13 protein-coding genes are annotated in these 17378 nt (G+C 45.6%); 5 read left to right on the top strand and 8 right to left on the bottom strand.

Features of this window, described 5'->3' with window-relative positions:
* Positions 1 to 48 precede the first annotated feature (48 nt).
* The 7 genes from H8K55_RS04270 to ugpQ all read right to left on the bottom strand — a co-directional run bounded on the left by H8K55_RS04270 (position 49) and on the right by ugpQ (position 7793).
* Positions 49 to 978, bottom strand: a complete 930-nt coding sequence (locus H8K55_RS04270) for an electron transfer flavoprotein subunit alpha/FixB family protein (protein ID WP_186940833.1) — start codon at positions 976 to 978, stop codon at positions 49 to 51.
* An 89-nt stretch (positions 979 to 1067) separates the two neighbouring features.
* The gene (locus H8K55_RS04275) at positions 1068 to 1820 is read right to left on the bottom strand and encodes an electron transfer flavoprotein subunit beta/FixA family protein (RefSeq protein WP_186940834.1); all 753 of its coding nucleotides are present in this window, start codon (positions 1818 to 1820) and stop codon (positions 1068 to 1070) included.
* 344 nt (positions 1821 to 2164) lie between these two features.
* A complete protein-coding gene (locus H8K55_RS04280) occupies positions 2165 to 2392 on the bottom strand; it encodes a sulfurtransferase TusA family protein (protein ID WP_186940835.1) in 228 nt (75 codons plus the stop codon).
* A gap of 255 nt (positions 2393 to 2647) precedes the next feature.
* Positions 2648 to 5260: an alanine--tRNA ligase gene (gene alaS / locus H8K55_RS04285; RefSeq protein WP_186940836.1), complete on the bottom strand. Its 2613-nt coding sequence runs from the start codon at positions 5258 to 5260 to the stop codon at positions 2648 to 2650.
* A gap of 150 nt (positions 5261 to 5410) precedes the next feature.
* Entirely contained in the window at positions 5411 to 6109 is a 699-nt protein-coding gene (locus tag H8K55_RS04290) for a substrate-binding periplasmic protein (RefSeq protein ID WP_186940837.1), read from the bottom strand.
* Between the two features lie 424 nt (positions 6110 to 6533).
* Positions 6534 to 6869, bottom strand: coding sequence for a hypothetical protein (locus H8K55_RS04295; RefSeq protein WP_222612356.1), 336 nt, complete (start codon positions 6867 to 6869; stop codon positions 6534 to 6536).
* A 171-nt stretch (positions 6870 to 7040) separates the two neighbouring features.
* Entirely contained in the window at positions 7041 to 7793 is a 753-nt protein-coding gene (gene ugpQ / locus H8K55_RS04300) for a glycerophosphodiester phosphodiesterase (protein ID WP_186940838.1), read from the bottom strand.
* A 46-nt stretch (positions 7794 to 7839) separates the two neighbouring features.
* On the opposite strand from ugpQ, the gene H8K55_RS04305 reads away from it, so the two are divergent.
* Together H8K55_RS04305 and H8K55_RS04310 are read left to right on the top strand one after the other, a co-directional pair.
* Complete coding sequence (locus H8K55_RS04305) at positions 7840 to 9081, top strand: CaiB/BaiF CoA transferase family protein (RefSeq protein ID WP_186940839.1); 1242 nt, start codon at positions 7840 to 7842, stop codon at positions 9079 to 9081.
* A gap of 132 nt (positions 9082 to 9213) precedes the next feature.
* Entirely contained in the window at positions 9214 to 9870 is a 657-nt protein-coding gene (locus tag H8K55_RS04310) for a hypothetical protein (RefSeq protein ID WP_186940840.1), read from the top strand.
* A gap of 142 nt (positions 9871 to 10012) precedes the next feature.
* Here H8K55_RS04310 and H8K55_RS04315 read toward each other — a convergent pair whose 3' ends face one another.
* A complete protein-coding gene (locus H8K55_RS04315) occupies positions 10013 to 12823 on the bottom strand; it encodes a M16 family metallopeptidase (protein ID WP_186940841.1) in 2811 nt (936 codons plus the stop codon).
* A gap of 393 nt (positions 12824 to 13216) precedes the next feature.
* On the opposite strand from H8K55_RS04315, the gene H8K55_RS04320 reads away from it, so the two are divergent.
* From H8K55_RS04320 to H8K55_RS04330, 3 genes are all read left to right on the top strand, one after another.
* On the top strand, positions 13217 to 15304 hold the full coding sequence (locus tag H8K55_RS04320) for a S9 family peptidase (RefSeq protein WP_186940842.1): 2088 nt from the start codon (positions 13217 to 13219) through the stop codon (positions 15302 to 15304).
* A gap of 453 nt (positions 15305 to 15757) precedes the next feature.
* A complete protein-coding gene (locus H8K55_RS04325) occupies positions 15758 to 16168 on the top strand; it encodes a type 2 periplasmic-binding domain-containing protein (RefSeq protein WP_230408482.1) in 411 nt (136 codons plus the stop codon).
* 38 nt (positions 16169 to 16206) lie between these two features.
* Positions 16207 to 17376: a hypothetical protein gene (locus H8K55_RS04330; protein WP_186940843.1), complete on the top strand. Its 1170-nt coding sequence runs from the start codon at positions 16207 to 16209 to the stop codon at positions 17374 to 17376.
* Positions 17377 to 17378: the final 2 nt, after the last annotated feature.

The following is a 17378-nucleotide window of genomic DNA, read 5'->3' on the forward strand; positions in this document are numbered from 1 at the left end:
CTAAGAATTCTTCTGTGTGAAATTCACAGGATATTCTTGCCTTAAGGCTTAACCTAACTCAGCAACCAATTGCGGTACGATTTCAAACAAATCGCCAACAATGCCGTAATCAGCAACGGAGAAGATCGGTGCCTCAGGATCTTTGTTGATCGCCACGATGGTTTTGGAATCTTTCATACCTGCCAAATGCTGAATCGCACCGGAAATACCTACCGCGATGTACAAAGTTGGGGCGACAATCTTACCTGTTTGACCCACTTGCCAGTCATTCGGCACATAGCCAGCATCTACCGCTGCGCGGGATGCACCCATCGCTGCGCCGAGCTTATCTGCTAATGGCTCCAACACTTTAAATGCCTCTGCAGAACCCATACCGCGACCACCAGAAACGATGACTTTCGCCGCAGTTAATTCTGGACGATCAGATTTCGCCACTTCGCGTGAGACAAAAGCAGACTTGCCACTATCAGCAACTGCTGCCAATGTTTCAACAGCAGCGGAACCACCAGTTGCTGCTGCATCAAAGCCTGTCGTACGTACTGTAATCACTTTCACCACGTCAGTCGATTGCACAGTGGCGATCGCATTACCGGCGTAGATTGGACGCTCAAAAGTGTCTGGGCTATCGATCTTCGTGATTTCAGAAATTTGCGCAACATCTAATTTAGCCGCAACGCGTGGCAAAATGTTTTTGCCGTAGGCTGTTGCTGGAGCCAAGATATGGCTGTAAGCAGGCGCGATTGTCAAAACTTGTTCGGCAACATTCTCTGCCAAACCTTCAGCGAAGTACGCTGCATCCGCGTGCAATACTTTTGCTACGCCTGCGATTTGTGCCGCTGCTTGTGCTGCTGCGCCAGCATTGTGACCGGCAACTAAAACGTGTACGTCACCACCGCATTGAGTCGCGGCGGTAATGGTGTTGAGTGTGCTGCCTTTCAGGCTAGCATTATCGTGTTCAGCGATGACGAGTGTAGTCATGATGGTTTCCACTTTATTCTGCAAATTCACAGTTGAATTTGCTTAAAAATTTGATTGAAATGAATAAGAAAAAATTCGCAAGCGAAAAATTAGCCTATTACTTTAGCTTCGTTTTTCAACTTGCTAACCAGCGTCGCAACGTCTGGCACGATAATGCCTGCAGTGCGTTTTGCTGGTTCCGCGACTTTCAGAGTCTTAATGCGGGAAGTCACATCCACGCCTAAATCGGCTGGTTTAACGTTATCCAAAGTTTTCTTCTTCGCCTTCATGATGTTAGGCAAAGTCACGTAACGTGGCTCATTCAAACGCAAGTCGGTTGTGATGATCGCTGGCAAAGTCAGGCTCAAAGTTTCCAAGCCGCCATCCACTTCGCGCGTCACAGTTGCTTTGCCATCAGCGACCACAACTTTAGATGCAAAAGTCGCTTGTGGCCAACCCAATAAAGCCGCCAACATTTGACCAGTTTGATTGCAATCATCGTCAATCGCTTGCTTACCCAAGATGATCAATTGAGGTTGTTCTTTGTCTGCCAAAGCTTTGAGCAATTTGGCGACTGCCAAAGGTTGCAGTTCTTCATCAGTTTCTACCAAAATACCGCGATCAGCACCGATTGCCATTGCCGTACGCAGTGTTTCCTGGCATTGCAACACGCCGCAAGAAACCGCGATCACTTCCGTCACCACACCAGCTTCTTTTAAACGGGTCGCTTCTTCCACTGCGATTTCATCGAATGGGTTCATAGACATCTTGACGTTAGCAACATCAACGCCAGAACCATCGGATTTGACGCGGACTTTAACGTTATAGTCAACCACGCGCTTAACTGGTACTAAGACTTTCATAGTTTTGCCTTTACTGTGCGGTTCTAAGATAAAAATAAATAAGGTAAAAAACGAATAAAAAAACGAATAAAAATCAAAAAATTCTGTTGCCAGTCTACGTTAAGGAGAAATAATTCTCGCTAATTGACGTAAACGTAAAGTAGATGATTATAGATGTTAACAGGAAACGCGTCTGCATTTTTAGAACGTTCGTTCTTTTTTATGAAAACTGATGAATTCCTCTATGAAATCCTTGCGATTTGATAAAAAAAACCACAAAAATATTTGTGGTTTTTTAAGATATTGTCGTTCTGAGCTTATTTAAAATACTAAGCTAGGCAGATATTCTGTGCAGATCGCTTGATTTATTTGCGCTTCAAGAAATATTCAAATTCATTACTGACTTCTAAATGCGATAACAACTCATTGCCAGTTTGCTTAGAAAAAGCTTTGAAATCGCGTACAGAACCGGGATCGGTAGCAATCACGCGCAAGACTTCGCCCGTAATCATTTCGGCTAAAGCTTTTTTTGCTTTTAAGATAGGAAGCGGGCAACTTAATCCGCGAGCATCCAGTTCTTTATTGAATTGCATGATTTTACCTGTTACAAGAGTAATAATAGCTTTTGAGAAAACTTTGTACTGCTAAAACTTAATGCGAGCAATTCTACCGGAAATTTTGGAGAATTGTGCAACGCAACAAGCAAAACATGTTTTACTTTTTGCTTCTAACCTACATTAACTGTAATAAGAATAATGATTAATGCAAGGGATTACTTGAATACTGACATTCACGCTTTCTTCAAGTCTGCCCTAGTCATTCCATAACGCAGTAAGCAATGATTCGGCTTACAGTTTCGCAGCCAACCATGCAGGCACCGCCGCCAAAGCCTCAGGTAATGCATCAGGATTAGTACCACCCGCCTGCGCCATATCTGGACGACCACCGCCTTTACCACCGACTTGTTGCGCGACAAAATTGACCAAATCACCTGCTTTTACCTTAGCTATGCAATCTGCGCTCACGCCTGCTGTCAGACTCACTTTGCCATCAATCACGGAGGCCAGAACAACGACCGCTGTTTTCAATTGATCTTTGAGACGCGTAACGGAGTCACGCAAAGCATTGGCATCAGCACCATCCAAAGTCGCTACCAAAACTTTCACGCCATTGATATCCGTTGCTTGTGACAACATCGTATCGGCTTGATTAGAGGCTAATTTGGATTTCAATGCAGTCACTTCTTTTTCTAGTGACTTCATTTGATCTTGCCATTGATTTAAGCGCGTAGTGATATCTTCTGGTTGCACTTTCATCGTTGCCGCAACTTGGCTGATACTTGCATCCATATCTTGTACCAGACTGAACGCACCTTCGCCAGTCACAGCCTCAACGCGACGAATACCAGCGGCGATACCGCCCTCACCCACGATTTTGAACAGACCGATATCGCCAGTACGATGGACATGCACACCGCCGCACAACTCGCGTGAAGTGCCGATATCTAATACACGCACTTCATCACCATATTTTTCACCAAACAGCGCCATCGCACCATGTTTGACTGCGTCATCGAACGACATCAATTGCGCTTGAGTCGCGACATTAGACAGAATTTCACGATTGACGATTACTTCTACCTGACGAATTTCTTCGGCGGTCATTGGTGCATTGTGACTAAAATCGAAACGCGTTTTTTCTGCATCGACCAAAGAACCTTTTTGGGCGACGTGCGCGCCTAGTACTTCGCGCAATGCTTTGTGCATCAAATGCGTCGCGGAGTGATTACGTATTGTGTGTCCACGCAAAACTTTGTCGACTTGTGCGCTGACAGCATCGCCAACAGCCAAACTACCAGCGGTCAACACACCATGATGACCGAACACATCTGCTTGAATTTTCTGTGTATCTGCGACGTCAAAAGCCACACCATTCGCCGCTTGCAAGACGCCCGCATCGCCACATTGACCACCAGATTCGGCGTAGAACGGTGTCACATCCAGCACCACAATCGCTGGCTGACCCGCTTCAATTTTTTGCACCGCTGCGCCGTCGACATACAAGGCAATCACTTTACTGTCGTAGCTTAATTGCTCGTAACCGACGAATTTAGATTTCTCGCCGTTATATTCAATTGCGGCACTCATCTTGAACTTGCCTGCAGCCTTTGCCATTTGCTTTTGAATCGCCATCGCTGCATCAAAGCCGACTTCGTCCAACACCACATTGCGTTCGCGGCAAATATCGGCCGTCAAATCGAGTGGGAAACCATACGTGTCGTACAAAGTAAACGCGGTATTGCCATCCAGATTTTTACTGTCTTTGGCAAGCGCTGCTTCCAGAATTTTCATACCGTGTTCCAGTGTTTCACCGAAACGCTCTTCTTCTTGTTTCAAAACTTGGGCAACGCGCTCACCAGCTTCTGCCAACTCCGGATAAGCAACACCCATTTCTTTTACCAGATCAGCCACCAGCTTGAAGAAGAATGGCTTCGTCTGACCGAGTTTATGACCATGACGCAGTGCGCGACGTGTAATGCGGCGCAAGACGTACCCACGGCCTTCATTGCCCGGAATAATACCGTCGACAATCAGGAAGCCTGCGCAACGGATATGGTCAGCGATAACTTTCAAAGAATTATTATTCAAATCCACACAGCCAGTTTCGCGTGCAGCCGCTTTAATCAAAGCCTGGAAAGTATCAATTTCATAGTTGGAATGTACATGTTGCAAAACTGCCGCAATACGCTCCAAGCCCATGCCAGTGTCGACGCAAGGTTTTGGCAAGGGATGCAAAACACCTTGTTCGTCTTTGTTGAACTGCATGAACACCAAGTTCCACACTTCAATAAAACGATCACCATTTTCATCAGGAGAACCCGGAGGGCCGCCCCAAATTTCTGCGCCGTGATCATAGAAAATTTCACTGCAAGGGCCGCAAGGGCCGGTGTCTGCCATCTGCCAGAAATTATCCGATGCGTAGCGTGCGCCTTTGTTGTCGCCGATGCGGATGATGCGCTCTGCTGGTACGCCGATTTCGTTTTTCCAGATATCGTAAGCTTCGTCGTCTTCCTGATAGACAGTGACCGTCAACTTTTCTTTAGGCAAACCGTAAGTGACCGTCAATAATTCCCAAGCGTAGTTAATTGCGTCACGTTTGAAATAATCGCCAAACGAGAAATTACCTAACATTTCAAAAAAAGTATGATGACGCGCTGTGTAGCCGACATTTTCTAAATCATTATGCTTACCACCGGCGCGCACACTGCGCTGCGCTGTGGTTGCGCGCGTGTAGTTGCGTTTATCTTGACCAAGAAACACGTCTTTAAATTGCACCATGCCCGAGTTGGTGAACAACAAGGTTGGGTCATTGCCCGGAATCAGACTGGAAGAACGGACGATGCTATGTCCTTTAGATTCAAAGAATTTGAGGAATTTTTCGCGAATTTCTGACGAGTTCATAATTTATATAGAGGCAAAGGCCATGCAAAAAGTGAATTTAACCTTTGATTATACGTGAGTGTCTGAAAATTTTGCGCTAAAAACAAAAAACCCGCCTCGTGTATACACACTAGCGGGCTGTCGACTTCTGTGTTTCGTAGACTACAAGATTTAATAATTCAACATTAATTTTGACAGCGTTCCATTTTTTATGCCGCGCTCTATCGCCACATCGATCTTATCAATCACTACGTCCCAGTTATTTTTAGCGCTAGCAAAATGTATCGTATCGATAAAGATAGGATTCATCGAGACGTTAAAGACACGTCCATTTAACTCGGGATCGTCAAAACCAGGAATCAATTTGCGGTTAATAGTAAACTCCACCTGCTCTCGACTAATTTGCTGGTGATAAGGCACCAAAATAACGTCACTACGCTTTGCGATCAGTTTCTTCAATCGCTCCTGAAAGGATAAAAAATCTTCCGTCACGGTAAAAACCGTGTCACGCGCACGTTCAAACTCTATCCCATGGGTGATGCCAACACTGGTCGCAATGACTTTGCCTTTTAGGTCCTTCAATTCGGCGATCTGTGCGTTTTCCGGTCCATAAGAAATTGCCCAGATAGGCAAATTGATAATCGGTTGCGAAAATCGATATCTATTTAGACGATCAAGTGATTTTGAGAATCCATAAATGAGTCCTGCGCCTCGCTCCACTTCTAATTGAGCGCGTTTCCACGGCAAAATTACGATGGAAAATCTGAGCCCAGCTTCCTTCTCAAAATATTGAAATACTTTGAGCTGCTCTGGCGTAAATGGGATTTGCTTACCTTTTGAATCAAGAATTTCCGGGTAGAACAACCTCACCTGACGAACCGTCTCGGCTCTCGATGAGAAACACGCTACACAACTTATCAAGGCAAAGCAAATACGCAGAAATCGAAAAATAGACATGAGAGAAAGTTCGTAACTGACAACTAAGCAACCAACGCGACGCAGGGAGTATGAACTGTTTTCTTATCTATTCAAACGAAATATTGCGCAAAAGCATCAAAGAACCACAGCTTGTCAATTAGTGGTAATTTATTGTAAATGTAGAAAGTTAACTCACTTGATGTTGATCAAGAAACTTTAGTAGAAGCGGTGCACAAACCAGACTAGAAGTGAATCTGGTTTGTGTGCTCATTGTGCGCTCAATTTGATCATTGCAGATGAGTGATAAGTCATTTAGTTTGCAGCTTAAATGTGACTTAATCTCATCGAAAACTGAGCATCCAAAATTTTACTTAGTCTACTTGGTAGTGCGGTCGTTATGCTTCTTTTGATAAATTTTTCTACTTGCGCGATTTTCTTCAGCCTGCAATTTCGCGCGCTCGGCGTTAGTCACGACACCATCGGCTTTAGCAGCATGCTTATCCGCCTGAATTTTTGCTTCTCGTGCTTCAAGATTCGCTGTTTCCTTTGCAGTTAATTCGCCGGAACGTACGCCTTCCGCAATACGTTTTTGCTGTAACGCTTGACGCTTGCTCACATTTGGCGTCGCCGTAGTTTGTGCCGATGCAGGCATCGCAAAAGCGGCTATCAAGGTAGTAGAAATTAAAGCGGAGATCATAGAAGTAGTTTTCATCATTTTTCCTTTTTGTATTAATGTTGTATCAATATTAAAAATTTAGCAATAAGAGCGTCGTGCTCAGGGAATATAACGCGAAGCAAGCGCCATTGCTGACATGAATTATGTAAGGAAAGTAAGCATTTGTAAGTACTAAAAATGTCCATTCGTCACTTACAAGAAACCACGTCATCTCGCGATGGCAAAATCAGCACTAATCAAATCTATGCGATCTGTACAAAAGCCATCCACGCCCCAAGCCAAAATTTCTCGACCACGTTCAGCTACGTTGACGGTGTAGCAAAACAAGCCATAGCCAGCGCTTTTGATTTCTTTTGCCCACTCTGGAGTCAAGTGCTTTTGATTTGTATGTAATGCGACCGCCTCTAGAGTTCTTAAGGCGTCGTGCCAGTCCGATTGAAATTCGTCGATCAAATAGCCGCGTGCGATTTCTGGTGCGGCCTCCTTGGCGAACTCCAATGCTTCAAACGAAAACGACGAAAATAGTGGAGGAATCGCCTTTGCACCACAGTCCACCAATAATTTTTGCGTCAGGCTGGCAACTACTCGCCCAGTCTCTTGCTCAAATCCAGGCGCTGGTTTAATTTCTACATTCATCCAAATTTGATGTGCCTGACAGAACAGGAAAACAGCTTCGTAAGTAGGCACGTGCACTTGTGCGAAACGTGGATCAAACCAGGAACCAGCATCCATCTGCAATAAATCTTGCGCCAAAGTCGTCGCTACCGAACCAGTACCAGCGACAGTTCTGCCAAAATCGGGATCATGCATTAGCACAGGCACGCCATCCTTTGATAACATCACATCAAACTCGACTGCCCGAAACCCATAATCTAAGCCACACTGCATTGCAGTCAAGGTATTTTCAGGTGCCAGACTACCGCCACCACGGTGCGCTACGACTTTAGGATATGGCCACATCAGGTACTCCCTCAACAATCAATCATATGAAATGAAGACAGCATATATGCAGAACTCGCCTCAACACAAGACTGCTCTCGGACATATTCGTGTGCTCGATCTGACGCGGGTATTAGCTGGTCCCTGGTGTTCACAGAATTTGGCGGACCTGGGAGCGGAAGTCATTAAGGTCGAACGCCCAGGCAGCGGCGATGATACTCGTAGTTGGGGTCCGCCCTATCTTAAAGACCATGCTGGAAACAACACCAGCGAAGCTGCGTATTACTTAGCGGCTAATCGCGGCAAACAGGCAATTACCGTGGATATTTCCACGCCCGAAGGTCAAGAAATTATTCGTGCTTTAGTACTGCAATCTGATGTGGTTCTCGAAAACTACAAAGTCGGCCAACTCAAAAAATATGGGCTTGATTACGCCTCATTACAACAAATCAAACCAGACATCGTCTATTGCTCCATCACTGGCTTTGGGCAAAATGGTCCATACGCACAAAGGGCTGGTTACGACTTTATCATTCAGGGCATGGGCGGATTAATGTCCTTAACTGGTGAACGTGATGACTTACCCGGCGGCGGGCCACAAAAAGCTGGCGTTGCCATCACCGATTTAATGACCGGGATGTACGCCACGATTGCCGTATTAGCCGCGCTCACGCATCGAGACAAAACTGGCGAAGGCCAATACATCGACATGGCCTTGCTCGATGTTCAGGTTGCCATGCTTGCGAACATGGGTGCCAATTACCTGCATAGCGGTAAAGCACCACAACGCTGGGGCAATGCGCATCAGAACATCGTTCCGTATCAAACTTTTGCGACATCCGACGGACACATCATTGTCGCTGCAGGTAACGACGCACAGTACCGTAAATTCGTACAGATAGGCGATAAGCCTGAACTGGCTGAGGATCAACGCTTTCTCACCAATCCTTTACGCGTACAACATAGAGATATCTTGGTTCCAATACTAGCCGCGATGGTGCAATGCAAATCCAAAGCCGAATGGATAAGCGCGCTAGAAGCGGCGGGAGTTCCTTGTGGCCCGATTAATAATTTGGACGAAGTATTTCATGATTCACAAGTGCAAGCGCGTCACATGCAAATTGATATGCCACATCCCTGTTCCGGCACCGTAAAATTGGTTGCCAGCCCATTGAAGTTATCAAAAACACCTGTTCAATACGAACAAGCGCCGCCCCTATTAGGGCAACACACCGAACATTGCTTGCAACAATTGCTGAATTTTGATGATGCAAAGATTACACATTTAAAAGCCAATGGGATTATCTAAAGAGACTATATGGTGCGTTTGGTAAGACTATAAATTCGCATGTAGGTAGCGGCGTGATCAGCGTCAACTGTCACGTCTGTGAGCGCGTTAATGGCTAAGCGTGCTACCTCGCGACTCTATTAGGAAATCATCATGCGTAAAATTGCCCTCATTGCTGCAGCACTTATCCTGACTCAATTAGGTGGTTGTGTTGTCCATCGCTATCGTGCTTCTGATGCGAGAAATTACAACAACGACTACGGTTCAAGTTATTCGAATCAGTCCTATGGGCAATACGCTGATCCATATGCATCGCAACAAATACCACAGCAAGCCCAATACCAAGACCGCTACGGGTACCCAGACAATTACAACGGCAATTACCAAAACAACACCGACGTCGCGCAAATCGTGAATATCCGCAACGTCACACAAGTTCGTGAAAGTAGCGGCGGTGGCGCTGTCGTCGGTGCGATCTTAGGCGGTATTATTGGTAATCAATTAGGGCGCGACGACGGCAATGGCTCGCACGGATCTCGCTATGATCGCCGAGGCCGCCACTATGATAATCGTTCTCATGGCGGCAACGAGGCTGGACGCGCAGCAGCTACTGTTGGTGGCGCTATCTTAGGTGGCATCATTGGGAATGAAGTTGATCGCTCATCCTCAGAACAAGTCTATGCAACCGAAATCACTTTACGCCTCGCCAATGGCAGGACGCAAACTGTACTGATGAATAATCCCGGTCAATTTCGTATTGGTGACCGCGTCAGAGTTGGTATGCAAAATGGACGTTGGATTATTTTATAAATGCATCAAAGTTAGCCTTACGAACAAATAAGCTAATTTCCAATTTCCATAAAAAATGCGGTGCGATTCTGATCATTCTCTCACACCGCATTTTCGTTTGCACTAGTACATCTTTACATCTAATTTACAATCGATTCAGAAATTACTTCGCAGTTGCTGCCGCCGCGGCAGCTTTTTTTGCGGCGCCAACAAAATCACCCGCGTAGTAGTGGCCGATGTTTTCTGGCTTAATAAATTGACGAATTGCTGCATTCACTTGATCTAAAGTTAAAGCCGCAATTTTTGCATCGATATCAGCATCAAAAGCCATACTACGACCCAAATACAATTGATTACGCAAAGCACCAGCCAAAGCAGGATCTTGAGCACGACGCAAAGTGTAAGTCTGTGCCAAGGCTAATTTAGCATCTGCCAACTCCGTTGCAGTAATGCCGTCTTTGACGAACAGTGCCAACTCTTCTTTCACCGCATTTTGCAATCGTTCTAAATTTTGCGGAGCGAACATCGCAGAAATACCGAAATTAGCCGTCTTATCCAAAGCTGGAATTGACATAAAACTACCTACGCCATAACTGATACCTTCTTTTTGACGGATACGACCGAACAAACGAGATTTGATACCACCACCGAGAACATTGTCAGCAACTAACAAGGCTGGATATTCCGCCGCCTGATCATTCAAAGAAAATGGCATCTCAGCCATGTAAATTGCATTCGCTTTGTCCGGTGTTTCCAATTTGACGGAAGCACTCGCTGCAGTTAATGGCAAACTTGGCGCACGGGTAAATTTCGCTGGGCTATTCCAATCGCCAATAACATTGGCTAATTTTGTTTTAACCGTCGCTACATCAAAATCACCAACTAAACTGAACTCTGCTGCGCTCGCACCATAGAAATTTTTGTAAAAATCTTTAATCGCTTCGAGTTTCGCCGCGCTGTACTCCGCAATACCTTCATCAATGGTAGAGGAATAACGAATATCACCTTTTTTGTAAGGTGCATTTTTCTTCACTTTCATCGCTTCGGCAGCCGCTGTTTGTGGTTCGCTACGCGAGCTTTCTAACGTTGACAAATTCTCTTTGATTAACAAATCAAATTCACTAGGTGCAAAACTTGGCGCACGCAATACTTCACGCAATACGTCTAGCAAGGCTGGCAAATTTGTACGCACGGTATCAAAACTAATTGTCACATTTTGACCTGATCCAGATACATTCAATTTAGCTTTCAATTCACCCAATTTAGTATCGAGTTCTGCACGCGTGAATTTACTAGAACCGCGCAACAACATGTCCGCTGCGAGGTCTGAAGCAACCATTTTTCCAAACAAGGAAGTCTCATCACCGAGATGTAAGCTCAAACGACCACTAACGGTTTCACCGCGTGTTTTTTTACTCAGCAAAGCGACTTTTGCACCATTTGCCAAAGTCAGCTTTTCTGTACGCTTATCAATATTGGCTGGTGTTGCATCAAAAGTTTCACCTGCGGCGACTTTAGCGCGACCTTTGTAGCCATCCACCAATTTAGCAACATCTGGTACATCAGGGATCTCAGCGCGATCAGGTGTCGCAACCGGAATAAATTGTCCGAAACTACGGTTGTCAGCTTTGAAGTAATTCTTCGCGACGCGGTTAATATCCGCCAAAGTCAAAGCTTCGATACGATCACGCTGAATAAAGAATAAACGCCAATCACCTAATGCGATCGACTCAGACATGCTGACACACAAACGTTGTGGGTCATTAATGGTTTTTTCCAGATCGTTCAGCAAAGTCGTTTTAGCGCGCTTCAATTCTGCTTCCGTCACCGGATTTGCGCCCAAACCTTCTACGGTGTCAATCAAAGTTTTCTTTGCTATATCAACACTTTGATCTTTGCTCAAGATGCTCAGATACATGGAATAACCGGGCTCAGCCAACTGGAATACGATATTGCCCACACCGACCGCTTGTTTTGATTCAACCAATTGTTTATGCAGACGGCCATTCGGAGCGGAGCCCAAAATATCACCCAAAGCGGCCAACGCTGCAGCGTCTGCGTGACTACCAGGTGCAGTCGGATACAACACGGCTGCCATTTGTTGGTCAGTGACGCGACGTACAGTGACTTCACGCACACCGTCACGTGCTTGTTCACGCGTCCAGGTTTTCTCTAACTGACGGCCAGGTTTCGCTAAGCCACCAAAAGTTTTTTCAATCATCGCCAGAGTTTTGTCGGTATCAAATTTACCCGCAACCATCAACACGGCGTTATCTGGTTGATAGAACTTACGATAGAAACCCTGAAGATTTTCGATCTTCACGCCTTCCACGTCGGCGCGCGCACCTATCGTGTTATTGCCATAGTTATGCCAGTCAAAAGTGGCAGCGGCTAATTGCTTCCACAATACGCGGAAAGGATTGTTTTCACCGATTTCCATTTCGTTACGGACAACAGAAAATTCAGTATCTAGATCACTACGGGCAATTTTGGAATTGATCATACGATCCGCTTCCATGCTCAATGCCCATTGCAAATTGTCTTCACTCGCAGGGAAAGTTTCATAGTAGTTAGTACGATCATAGAAAGTCGTACCATTAAACTGCATCCCGCGCTTACTCAATTGATCCATCAAGTTGCCGCTAGTCTTGGTGCCCTTGAACAATAAATGTTCGAGCAAATGCGCCATCCCAGTTTCGCCATAACTTTCATGACGTGAGCCGACCAGATAAGTCACGTTGACCGTTGTGGTTGGTTTGGAGGCATCTGGTGCCAATAAAACGCGCAGGCCATTGGCTAGGCGATATTCGGTAATGCCTTCGACTGAGGTATAAACACTGGCAGCAGGTGCTGCTCCAGGTTTTTTTACCATTTTAGCCGCGGAAGATTTCGCGTCTTGTGCGAAAGATGGGATAGTCAAAGCGGCCGAGCCAAAAGCCAGTGCGCAAGCGACGTAAATAGGTTTCAATTTCATGTTTTTCCCAAAAAAAGAAAGGCACACATCAAAAAAATAAATCAAGTTCTCACTTATTCATTGCCTGACGACAATAAATAAAATACTTATCGTTAGAGTAATAAAACGAAGCTGGCAGCATATCAAAATAGGTATGTTTTGTGTGTGTGATGCGATGAAAACTCAAAAATCTTTGATCAAACGACGATTTCTAGCGATTTAATGCCCAAACGGTTTGAATGATCCATTTGAAAAATAGTTGCCAAAGATTATCCCAACTTTAGAAATCAACAATACAAGCATAGAGCTTAAGGCTAAAATGCTGCATCTTGCACAAGACATCGCACGATGCATGACACAACGCATCACACAATTCATCACAAGCAGCGAGCAAGTATTCCCATAGGAGAAGATATGAAAATAAGAAATTTTGTTTTGAGTGCCGCCGCCATGGCATTGACCGGCATCGGCATGAGTTCCTTCGCAGTTGCAGAACAACGTGGCTTTACAGTTGAAGATCTGGTCAAAATGGAGCGCGTTGCCAGTCCCGTAGTCTCACCAGACGGCAAACTAGTCGTGTATGCACAACGTACGACAGATTTAGAAAAGAATCGCGGTCGTTGGGATTTATGGCTGATCAATCTGACTGATGCCACACCAACACCGAAAAAACTGACCAACGTCGCGAACAGCACCGAAGGTAATAACTCAGGACCACAATGGTCTGCCAAAGGCGACGCGATTTATTTTGTCTCGAGTCGTTCTGGCAGTGGTCAGGTATGGCGATTGTCAATTGCTGGCGGCGAAGCGCAAAAAGTTACGGACTTGCCGCTAGATGTAGAAAGTTTCAAAGTCGCGCCGACGGAAAATCGCATCGCAATGGCGATAGAAGTATTTCGTGATTGCGCGGATTTAACTTGCACGAAGGACAGATTAGAAGCGAAATCCAAAGTCAAAGCGACCGGCAAAATTCATGACAAACTGTTTATCCGCCATTGGGATACTTGGGCAGATGGTCGTCGCAATGTTCTGTATTCAGCAGCCTTGGATGCGAATCATGTCGCGAGTAAATCGCCTGTCAGTTTATCCGCTGCTTTAGAAGCAGACGTACATTCCAAACCCGATGGCGATCAGGAGGATTACGCCTTCACACCAGATGGGAATAACGTCGTATTCTCAGCCCGCGTTGCTGGCAAAACGGAATCTTGGTCCACCAATTTTGATCTGTTCAAAGTGCCTGCAACTGGCGGCGCAGCACCGCAAAATCTCACTGCCGAGAATCCAGCCTGGGATGCGAAACCAGCATTTTCTCCGGACGGTAATACGCTCGCTTATTTGGCAATGAAACGCCCTGGCTTTGAAGCCGATCGTTTTCAGATTATGTTAATGGATTTGAAAACGGGTAAGAAACGTGCGCTGGCAGAAAAATGGGATCGCTCCGCCACAAATCTGACGTGGTCAGAAGATGGTAAAACCTTATACACCAGTGCATTTGATCTCGGTCAATTGCGTTTGTTTGCGATTGATGCAAACAGCGGCACCGTCAAAGCATTAAGCGATAAAGGTTCTGTCGCTGGTTACGACGTGCGTGGCAATACCGCAGTGATTGCAAAAGCCGATCTTGGTTCAGGTGCTCAGCTCTTCGTCAGCGATGTCAACAAAGCTGCATGGAAGCCTGTCACCGACGTCAACAAACAAGCTTTGGCGGATGTACGTTTTGGCGAATACGAGCAATTTAGCTATGCTGGTGCCAAAGGCGAAAAAGTGTATGGCTACGTCATGAAGCCATGGAATGCGCAAGCTGGCAAAAAATATCCTGTTGCCTTCATCGTGCACGGTGGTCCACAAGGTAGTTTTGCGAATAACTGGAGCTATCGCTGGAATCCACAAACCTATGCAGGCGCTGGTTATGCCGTGGTGTTCATCGACTTCCATGGTTCACTCGGTTATGGTCAAGGCTTCACCGACTCTATCAGCCAGGATTGGGGTGGCAAGCCTTTGGTCGATTTGAAACTCGGTATGGCGGCAGCGGCCAAACAATTTTCATGGCTAGACAGCAAAAACGCCTGCGCACTTGGCGCCTCTTACGGTGGCTACATGATGAACTGGATCGCTGGCAACTGGAACGATGGATTCAAATGTATCGTGAATCATGCTGGCGTATTTGACACCCGCGCGATGTATTACTCGACCGAAGAACTGTGGTTTAACGAATGGGAAAATGGCGGCACCTACTACGATGTTCCAGCCAAGCATGAAAAATTCAATCCAGTCAATCATGTCAAAAATTGGAAAACACCAATGTTGGTAACACAGGGCGAAATGGATTTCCGTATTCCTAGTACGCAATCCTTCGGTGCCTTCACCGCTTTACAACGCCGCGGCATTGATAGCCAATTACTGACTTTTCCGGATGAAAATCATCACATCTTGAAGCCAGCGAATTCGCTGTTATGGCATCACACAGTGCTGGATTGGATGGGAAAATATTTGCAAAAATAAACGGTCGTGAGTAGTTCAAAAACAAAATCAAACGACATCAAGAAAGAAAAATTTAAGAGGAAGCTGCCTGCAGCTTCCTTTTTTTATGTCTACGGAAAATCAATTTTTCATCTTAGCGTTCAGAATTCTTGCATTGAGGCCTTCCTGTTGATCGCCTGTTGTTCGCATGTTGTTCGCATGTTGTTCGCCTATTGTTCGCCAATCACCTGCTTATCGTTCGCTCACCATTTTCTTAGTGAAACTCGACATAATTTTCAATTTGCAAGACTTACCTCCCACTCCCCAAAAAGATTCTTGTCACGATTCTCGATAAAAATTGATTTACCTCAATCGATGTGGATTATCGGCAACAAATTTCCGCACGCATCGTAATTTGTCCTACACTAAAAAACAGTTAATGTTCTTCAGTTCTTCAATTCTTCTTTCTGACATTTGTTATGGACAGGAATAGCTATGAAACAGATGATACGTTCTCTGGCAATGACCGCATGCTTATCGGTCATTACCATCCCAGCATTTGCCGAACTAGTCATAGTCATTAATCCACAAAATGACATCAAAAGCATGACAGCTTCGCAAGTAGCTCAATATTTTCTCGGTGGCTCAGTGCAATTTACGCCGATAGAACAGGCCAACGGTTCCCCAATACGATTAGAGTTTTACAAAAAGGTTTTAGAAAAAGAGCCTCCTCAAGTACAGGCGATTTGGGCACGCATCGTGTTCACTGGAAAAGGCAAGCCACCAAGAGAGCTTAAAACTAGTGACGAGATCAAAAAAGCCATTCGCGAGAATGTGAATGCCATCGGGTATATCGAAAAAACAGCCGTCGATGACAGCGTTAAAGTCATCGCCTCAATTCCTTGAACCTGATCATGCGCTTCCACTTTTTTGGAGATTGAATAATGAAAAAATCACTATTGGCAATCGCGCTCAGTCTGCTTACTCCCACTGTCGTATTGGCGACAGATCTCAGCGATGATGGGTCTTTAAAATTAACCGGCTTTTACAACATCACAGCCGCAAAAGTATTGAGTGGTTCTGCACTCGGAAGCAGCACTCCATGGACTTACCAACAGTGGCAATGTCCGTGCGCGATGCAAGCTTGGGAATACGCCGGTGTATATGAAAAGAATAAGGGCTTTCAATTCGATAAAGAATCACTGTTGGGCATACAAATAAAAAAGGACTTTAGCCCGACCTTCTCGGCCACGACGCAAATTATCAGCCGCTCGAATAATCCCAATGCGGGTTCACGTCCTACCGTCGACTGGTTGTATGCAACTTGGACCCCCAAGCAAGATTCAGCCTGGACATTTCAAGCAGGGAAAATGCGCATTCCTTTGTACTACTACAGTGACTATCTCTACATAGGATATGCCTACCCTTGGGTGCGCCCTGCGCCAGATGTGTATGGCTGGCCTATCTATGCGTATAACGGTGCCAATGTCAGCTATCGTGCCCAATTGGGTCAATCAGAGTGGGCGACCACGATTTCTGCATGGACCGGCGGCTATACACAAAAAAATGACGCGTATGACACCTTGATTTATTACACCACGCCGACTCACGAGTCCTGGAAAAAAATCATGGGGATGTCGGTAGCAGCGAATAATGGCATCGTCGATGTACGCGCAATGTATATGCGCTACAAGGACACGCTATGGCAAGACAACCCAGGCGGTGGCAATGTCTATCTGGTGAATGACCAATCGACGCAGATTATGGGTCTGTCAGCTAATATGGATTACAAAAATTGGTTGATTAAAGCGGAGATCGATCGCTACCAGCAGGTTGACGCATCCAAGGGGCTTAACAATGTTTACAAGTACGCGCTAGTCGGTGTTGGCTATCAGTTGGGGGCGTGGACGCCCATGTACACATTTTCTAAGTACACGACCATCAATGAGCCAACTGAAGGAAGAAAAACCCAATACTTATCGTTACGCTGGGATTTTCTCAAAGACACCGCCTTGAAAATTCAGTATGACATTTCCAAAGATAAGTCACATTATTCTTACCCCTTCTTTGGCGATTCGAAGTTATTGTCTGTCTCTTTGCAAGGGATTTTCTAGAC

Source organism: Affinundibacterium flavidum, from assembly GCF_014284175.1.
GTDB lineage: Bacteria > Pseudomonadota > Gammaproteobacteria > Burkholderiales > Burkholderiaceae_D > Undibacterium > Undibacterium flavidum.